Genomic DNA, 1,264 nt, shown 5'->3' on the forward strand with positions numbered 1-1,264 from the left:
GACGGCGGGTGCTGGACAATCTGGCCCCGTCGCTGCCCCAGGGGGCTGATGCAGACCTGGTGGACCAGTCCAGGACCAAGCTCCGCATCGCCCTCGCCGACACCGGCCAGTCCGCGGACCTGACCGCCGTCCTCGACCAGCCGATCCCGGGGGAGAACAAGAAGATCTCCGAGGTCATCCCCCCGAAGTACCGGCCCTTTCTCAACGGGCGGGACGGCAGGCCCTACCTGATCCCCTACGAGGTGACCGGCGAGGCCCTGTGGCTGGACGCGGCGAGGTACCCGGACATCGCTGCGAAGCCACCGGAGAACTGGGACGACTTCGTCGCCGTGCTCGCCAGGATCCAGGCGAGCGGCGTGACACCGATCGCGCTCGACACCAACAAGGCGTTCTGGCCGCTGCTGGTCCTGCAGCGAGCGCTGGGACCACAGGATCTGGTGCGGTCGGCCGGCGACCGGACGGGCGAGGCGTGGAACGCCCCGGCCGTCCTGGACGCCATCGACAGGCTCGAGCAGCTGGTGCGCAGCGGCTACTTCGGCCACGCCTACACCGACGCGCAGTTCCCGGCCGGGCAGATCAAGTGGGCCCAGGGCAGGGCCGCGTTGTTCCTGCAGGGATCCTGGCTTCCGAGCGAGGCGGAACCGTACATGGCGCCGAGCTTCAGACCCACCTCCATCCAACTTCCGGCCATCAACGGTGGCGACCCGGTCGTGAGCGTGGAACTCTTCGGTTTCGCCATCCCCCGGTCGGCCAAGAACGGTGCGGCTGCACAGAAGTTCATCGCGTACTTCATGAATCGCAGCCAGCTGGAGAAGATTTCCGAACGGGCGGACAACCTCACCCCGCGAGCCGACATCCCGGCACCGCGGCAGCTCGCGTCACTCCAGAGCGCACTTTCCGGACGCGAAGTGTATCCCTGGGGGTCGGGTCTCGACCTCGAGTACGGGCCGTGGACCCAGGAAGTCCTCGATCCCCCTGCGGCAGCGCTCATGCAGGGCGAGATCTCGGCAGTCGACTTCGTCGCTCAGATGAAGCAGAGGTCGATCGCTTTCTGGAAGAACCACGGCTGACGGCGACAATCGTTTCGGGGTCGCCCGCGGTCCGACGGTGGCGATTCTGCTTCGTGTCCTCCATGTCGCTCCACTGAGGTGTTCTCAGTAGCGGGGTGGCAGGTCGTGGCGACACGCCGAGGGTGGTGAGATGAGCGGGAACGGGGCAGGACCCCGGTAGATCGGTTCGGTCCAGCACAGATCGACACCGTCAC

General features: G+C 67.0%; 1 protein-coding gene. It reads left to right on the forward strand.

The features are described 5' to 3' along the window. Positions 1–1,070 (forward strand): extracellular solute-binding protein (locus Ae505Ps2_RS20555; RefSeq protein WP_212567653.1); only part of this gene is annotated, 1,070 nt, incomplete at its 5' end. Positions 1,071–1,264 lie beyond the last annotated feature (194 nt).

The organism is Pseudonocardia sp. Ae505_Ps2, from assembly GCF_001932425.1.
Classification (GTDB): domain Bacteria; phylum Actinomycetota; class Actinomycetes; order Mycobacteriales; family Pseudonocardiaceae; genus Pseudonocardia.